The organism is Streptomyces echinatus, from assembly GCF_014203595.1.
GTDB lineage: Bacteria > Actinomycetota > Actinomycetes > Streptomycetales > Streptomycetaceae > Streptomyces > Streptomyces echinatus.
On sequence record NZ_JACHJK010000042.1, the window covers coordinates 1 to 6,340 of the forward strand.

6 protein-coding genes are annotated in these 6,340 nt (G+C 67.4%); all 6 read right to left on the bottom strand.

From position 1 onward, the window contains the following. On the bottom strand, window positions 1-153 hold a 153-nt coding region (locus FHS34_RS44340; RefSeq protein WP_184976159.1), incomplete at its 3' end, for a putative T7SS-secreted protein. Next, window positions 153-746, bottom strand: a complete 594-nt coding sequence (locus FHS34_RS41740) for a hypothetical protein (protein ID WP_184976164.1) — start codon at window positions 744-746, stop codon at window positions 153-155. The genes FHS34_RS41740 and FHS34_RS44340, both read right to left, overlap by 1 nt. Further along, window positions 743-1,177 (bottom strand): hypothetical protein, encoded by a 435-nt coding sequence (locus tag FHS34_RS41745; protein WP_225818076.1) that lies wholly within the window; start codon window positions 1,175-1,177, stop codon window positions 743-745. The genes FHS34_RS41740 and FHS34_RS41745 overlap by 4 nt, the downstream gene beginning before the upstream one ends. A 289-nt stretch (window positions 1,178-1,466) precedes the next feature. Further along, window positions 1,467-1,748 carry a hypothetical protein gene (locus FHS34_RS41750; RefSeq protein WP_184976171.1) on the bottom strand — a complete coding sequence of 94 codons (282 nt, stop codon included), beginning with the start codon at window positions 1,746-1,748 and terminating at the stop codon, window positions 1,467-1,469. A 74-nt stretch (window positions 1,749-1,822) separates the two neighbouring features. Further along, window positions 1,823-2,104 (bottom strand): hypothetical protein, encoded by a 282-nt coding sequence (locus FHS34_RS41755; RefSeq protein ID WP_184976174.1) that lies wholly within the window; start codon window positions 2,102-2,104, stop codon window positions 1,823-1,825. Next, the coding region (locus FHS34_RS41760) for a DUF6531 domain-containing protein (RefSeq protein ID WP_184976176.1) at window positions 2,104-6,340 on the bottom strand (4,237 nt) is incomplete at its 5' end. The genes FHS34_RS41755 and FHS34_RS41760, both read right to left, overlap by 1 nt.

Below are 6,340 nucleotides of genomic sequence, written 5' to 3' on the forward strand. Positions count from 1 at the left end.
CACGTCGGCCCACTTGTGCGCCCCGACGTGGTCCAGGCCGTCACCGATCTTGTCGGTGGTGTAGTCGATGCCCTCGCCGAGGAGTTTCTCGCCGCCGTCGAGGAGCTCCTCGCCCTTGCCCAGCAGCGAGTTGGTCACATCCCCGAGGCCCATCAGCCCTCACCGCCCTGCCGCTCGGCGGCCTCGGAGCCGGCCTCGGGGGAGGGACTGTCGGGCATCGGGCTCAGCGGCCCGAGGACCTGGGAGGTCATCGCGTCCCGCTCGGCCTGCTTCCAGCCCTGCTTGCTGTTGGCCCACGCCTCCTCGAAGGACTCCTTGCTGTAGTCGACGTTCCCGCCCAGCGGCCCGGAGGTGGCGATCTCCTTCCAGCCCATCTTCTCCACGTCCTCCTCGGACGCGTACGGGTTGCCGACGGCCGAGTTCGTGGCGATCTTGAGGGTGCCCTCCACGTACTGGTCGGTCTCGTAGTACGTGCCCGCCGCCAGACCGGTCTTCTCGGCGAACCCGTTGCCCTCGTTGATCAGCGACCGCACACCCCACTCCCAGCGGTCGCAGAACGACTTGAACTCATCCGTCAGACCCTCGTGCCCCAGCTCCAGCCCGGACAGCGCGATGTCGGAGAAACCCCGCCCGGCGCCGGCCATGCCGATCATGCCCAGCTCCTTCAGTTCCGCCAGCGCGTCGGTCAGGCCCTTCGCGATCAGGCCCAGCCCCTCCGTCGCCAGGTCCTTGCCGCTGTCGGTCACCTCTCGTCCCCCGCCCCGCCGTCGACATCCACCGCCACCGCATCCGGCACGACCCCCCGCACGGGCGGAAACACCATCCCGCCCTCCCCGTCCGCGCAGTCCAGCGCCACCCCGCACGGCACCCCCGCCGCGGGAACGGCCACATCCAGCAGGCGGGCGCCGAGGACCGTCCGGTAACGCCACTTTCGGGCGGCCTCACCGCGCGCGACGGCGTAGCGGGCCAGCGCCTGCTCGTCGGAGAACGCCAGGATGAAGCCGACGCCGCCCAAGTCGGCCGTCAGCAGACCGCGTTCGGCATCCGGGCCCGGACCGTCGCCCAACGGCACCAGGACCGGCGTACGACGGAACTCACCCAGCAGAACCGCGAACGCCCGACGCCTTCGCTCGGTCTCCTCCCGGGCGTCCGGGCGCGGTTGGTCCGACCCGGCCATGTCCGCATAGTCGTACGGCCACGACCTGCGTGTATGCCCCGTCGCGGTGGTGTCTCCCCCGTGTTCGACCATGCTCGGGATCGTCACATCGGGAAGTTGCCGATCGCAACGCGTCCAGGCGCTCGGCGGTCAGGTTCAGCCAGTCGCGAGGGACCCCGCGCGCAACGGCGCCCGGACCGGGGGAGGCCAGGTGGAGCAGAACGACCGAAGCCCGGCCTCGCGTGCCGGGTGAGACGGCACCGCAGACGGACGGAACCGACGGCGGCCGTGCGGCCTGCGTGCCACGTGGCTACCGTGCGCCGAACGGGTTGATCTCATGAGACTCGTGCACGCCGAGCAGTCGGCATTCCCCGGTCACGCTGTGCACCGCAATCAGGCAGGGCCCGTAAAGGAAATACTTGTCTTCTCTCGTGGCGACATACTGCGTGGACTGGAAGGCGAAGTAGAAGAACTCTCCCTTCTGCGCCCTGTAGTTTTCTTCAGGGAACAGGGTGACCTCGTTGTCCCAGTCGACGGACAGGTGCCGGAGAAATTCAGCCGCCAGTCGCTCAACATGTTCCACTGTGTGCATCGGTTCACCTCACCCTCATCAACTGGAGAATCCGCCTCTGCTGCGAGGGCCCCTCGCGGGGCCTCCCGGCGGTGTTACCGTGCGCCGAACGGGTCGATGGCGAGGGACTCCTGAACGCTGAGCAGCCGGCATTCGCCGGTCACGCTGTGCACCGAGACCTGACAAGGGCCGTAGCAGAGATACTTGTCGTCCCTGGTGGCGACATACTCAGCGGACTGGAAGGCGAAATAGAAGAACTCGCCCTTCTGCGCCTTGTACTCGTCATCCGGAAACATGACGGCCTTATTGTCCCAGTTCGCGGTCGTCTCCCGGATGTATTCCGCCGCGATTCGCTCCGCTTGCTCCATCGTGTACATCAGTTCGTCCTCATCAGCTTGAATGACTGGAAGAGCATGGGGTCGACGAACCCTGTCTGGGCGTCGATGAAAAGTACTCGATTCTGATGGTTCACTATGTTGAACACATGCCCTGGAGTGCCCCCGCCGGGGCTTGCCGCGACAATGCCGCGAGCGCCGTGACCGGAATTTCTGACATGGTCGACCATGCCCCAGAAATCGGTATCCTTGAAGCTCGATCCGTATGCTTTCTCCAGGCGGTCCAGGGACTGGAATCCACCCATGTTCGCGGGGACCGGTTTGATCCCCTGGCCCCGCAGATACTGTTCGTATGCGTCGGCGACATAGGTGCAGTTGGTATTGCCGCCCTCGGGATTGAAATGCTTGGCCAGATCGGGATAGTTGGGCGTCTCGTACGGCTTGGGCGGGATCGGGGACTTCTGTGGAGCGAGGCCGAGCGGGTCGCAGAGGACGGAAGGCCGGTCCACGTATCCGACGGGATTGGCCGCCGGAGCGAGGCCGAGCGGATCCAGACTGATGTACCGGCCGACCTCGGGGTCGTAGTACCGGAGGTAGTTGTAGTTGAGGCCCGTTTCGGAGTCGAAATACTGCCCCGGGAAACGCAGGGGGGTATAGGCGTGGCTTCGAACCGACCAGGACAGCTTTCCCCAGTTCGTCGCCCGGGCTCGCCAGGCGATCTCTCCGGACTCGTCGACCAGTTCGCAGGGAGACCCGGAGAGATCCGACACGATCGCGAAGAAGCGAGCGTCTATCTCTTCCTGTGAGGCCGTGGCCAGGGTCCTGCGCTCGCTCTGAGCAACCGCTTCGGTGCCGTTGAGGTGCCACGTGAGGGTCACCGACTCGGTCGAGTCCGCCCAATGGGTCGTCTGCTCGCACAGTGAGGTGCCGTCCCAGGTGAAGTCCACCTGTTCCAGCACGTCGACACCGTTCTCGGCGATGCGCTGTTTGCCGATGCGCCTGCCCAGTGCGTCGTACCGGTACCGCCAGACCGTGCCGTCCGGAGTGACGACCTGGGTGAGCCGGTCCTCCGCGTCCCAGGTGTACCGCCATGTGTCCGGCTTGCGGGAGAGCCGGGTCTTCTGCCGGAGCACCACACGTCCTGCGGCGTCGTGCTCGTAGCGGATCCGGCCGGCGCGCACGAGGTCGGCGCCTTCATAGGTGCGGTCGCCGCACCCTTCGTCTCCGAACTGTCGCGCAGGCCAGTCGGCGGCCGTCTGATTGCCGAGACGGTCGTACGCGTAGGACTCCGCCCACTCGTCCCCGCTCACCCGGGTCGTCCTGCCCACCGGGTCGAGTTCGTACTGCCGAACGCCGTTCAGCTGGTCATCGACCTTGGTCAGGCTGCCGTCCGCCCGATACTCGTACGTCCTCGACTGGATTCGCCGCCGGGAGTGGTCCACCGTTTGCGAGATCAGCCGGTTCATCTCGTCGAACGACCGGGTGACGCTCAGGGACTCACCGTACCGGCGGCTGACTTCGCGGCCGATCCGGTCGTACTCCAGCGCGATGACGCGACCGTCGGCGGTGAACTGGTGGAGATTCCCTTCGGAATCGTAGTCCCAGGCGCTGTCGGCACCCGAGGGGGTCGTGCGTCCCGTCGGTTTGCCGAACTCGTCGTACCGGTACCTCACCTCCCGGTCGTCGATCCGCTCGGACACCAGCCGTCCGCGCCGGTCACGGAGGAGGGTGAGTTCTGCGTGCCGACTGGCCGCGTGGGCGATCTGGTCGGTGAAGTCGTAGGTGTACGTCATCACCTCGCCGTCGACGCTCTTGCGGACGATCTGCCCCATCTCGTTGTGCTCGAACGAGACGGACTGGCCGAGGGCGTTCGTCCGGGAGATCAGTTCGCCGGCCGCGTTGTACGAGTACCGGATGACTCGCCCGCCGAAGTCGGTTTCCGTGCTCAGCCGTCCGACCGCGTCGTAGTCGTAGCTCCACGTGCGTCCGAGCGGATTGGTCACCCGGGTCAGGCGGAGTTCGTCGTCGTAGGTGAACGTGTAGCGGGAACCGTCGGGCTCGGTGCGCGCGATCAGCAGATCGAACGGGGCGTACTCGAAGCGGGTGACTCCGCCGACCGTGTTCGTGTGGGTGAGGCAGTTCCCCTCACCGTCGTACGTCCACGCTTCCTCGGTACCGTCCGGATTCCGTCGACGAGTGACATGACCCTCGGCGGACCATTCCATGCCACCGGTCATGCCGAAGGGGTCCGTGATGGTCGTGATGCGGCCGAAGGCGTCCCGCCCGTACCGCATGGTGTTGCCCGCGTGATCACATACCTCGACGGGCAGACCGGCGGCATCGGAGCGTATGCGGGTGACCCGGCCGTACGGGTCGCACACGGCGGACAGACGCCCGCGCTCGTCGTACCTGAAGGATGTCCTGCCGCTTGCCGAATCGATGACGGATGTCCGGTTCCCGCGGTCGTCGAACTCCTGGCGGACCGAGCTGCCGTCGGGGCGCACGATGCGGGTGAGCAGTCCACGGGCGTCGTGGGAGAAGATCGTCCGGCGGCCGTCCGGACGGACGATCTCCGTGAGGTTCCCCTCGTCGTCGTACCGGCGTGATGTCGTACGGCCGAGGGCGTCGGTCTCGGACAGCAGGCGGTTGAACCGGTCATGGGTGAAGCGCCGGGTGTGGCCCGCCGGATCCACCATGGCGACGATCTGGTACCGGTCGTTGACGAAGTACCGGCGTACGGCGCCCTCGCCGTTGACCGCCTCCGTGGTCCGCAGCCCCGTTTCCGGGTCCCTCTCGCCGTAGGACAGCCGCAGGCTCATGTGCCCGTCCGTGCCGCCCTGAGCGATACACCGGTCCCTGTCGTCGTACGCGTACGCGTACGTGTGTCCGTTGGTGTCCGTCCACGACGTGACCCGCCCCGATTCGTCGTATCCGAACCTCAGCGGTGAACCGGACGCGTTCCTGACCTCGGTGAGATCACCTTCCGTGTATCCGTAGCCGATCAGCTGGAGATCGGATCCGTCCGTGGCTCCTCCGGCCAGGTGCAGGCCGGTGACCCGTCCGTCGGCACTGTCGATCCTCAGGCGGTAGCCGCCGCTGTGGACGATCGCCGAGGGCACTCCCGCGTCGTCGTACTCGAAGACGATCCAGTTGCCGTTGCGGTCGTCGATCTGCTCCAGGACCGCCGGCCCGGGGCCTCGGTCGGCGAAGTGCCAGGTGAGATGGCCCCCGGGGTCCGTGATGGTGTAGCCGTCGTCCACCCGGTCCAGGGAGAGGCGTGGGCCGTGGCTGGGCCGGGTCGGCAGGCCGGGCGCCGGGTGCGGGAACGACAGGAGGAGGCCGTCCTCCGTGACGTAGACGACTCCCTCCGCGTCGATCTCCAGGCGCTGGTCCAGCGTGGAGGACCAGGACGGGCCGAACCAGCGGCCCAGCCCGTAGCCCGATTCGACGCGACGTGCGAAGACCAGGGGGAGTGTGCCGGGGAGGGTGACGTCGGTCTGTGGCAGGTACATCTTGCCGGTGGCGAGGTCGATCGGGTCGGTGCCCCCGCTGTACACCGACTGCTGATCCCGCGAGGGCCCGTGCGGATCCTCGCTCACCCGGCCCCGAGCCGACTTCCCGGCTCCCTCCTCGACCGCGTTCCGGGCGGTCTTGCGCACTCCCTGCTCCGCGACGCCCTCGAGGCCTTCCTTGAGCCCGAGGCGCAGCCCGCCTCTGGCCAGACCCGCGCCCTTGGTGCCGACGAGCTCGGGGAGCATGCGGCCGAAGAACTCCGAAGGGTCCTTCTTGAAGCCGTCCACGGCGGCCTTCACGGCCCGCTCGGGGTGGGCGGCGGTGGAGACCAGACCGGCCAGCGTCATGTTGACGTTCTGCAGGTAGGCGGCCGGGTGGGTGAGGTTGTAGGGGTCCATGGGGTTCAGGCCGCGGACGAAGTTGTACAGGCCGGCCGTGCCCTTCAGGGCACCGCCCACGACATGGGTGAGTTCGGTGTTGACCGCCTGGTAGCCGTCTTTGAGGTTGTTCCCGAGGCGGTCCAGGGGCGGGGGCTCGGCGGGGGCGTGGGCCAGGGCCGTCTTGACGGTGCCCTGGGCCTCTGAGGCGGCGGTGTTGCGCTGCTTGCGGGCCTCGGCCAGCTTCTGCCGGGCGGCCTGGACGTCGGCCTTGCCGGGATCCTTGAACGGCGCCGGCTCCGGGCCGGGGTCCTCCCCCGACTTGGCCTTGGCCTTGTACGACTCCACCTTCTCCTTGTGGGCCTCGAAGGCTTCCTTGGACGCCTTC

Bases quoted from the DNA above. Each gene is read 5' to 3' on its own strand.
- FHS34_RS41750 (WP_184976171.1), bottom strand. From the start codon at position 1,748: ATGCACACAGTGGAACATGTTGAGCGACTGGCGGCTGAATTTCTCCGG.
- FHS34_RS41745 (WP_225818076.1), bottom strand. From the start codon at position 1,177: ATGGCCGGGTCGGACCAACCGCGCCCGGACGCCCGGGAGGAGACCGAG.
- FHS34_RS41755 (WP_184976174.1), bottom strand. From the start codon at position 2,104: ATGTACACGATGGAGCAAGCGGAGCGAATCGCGGCGGAATACATCCGG.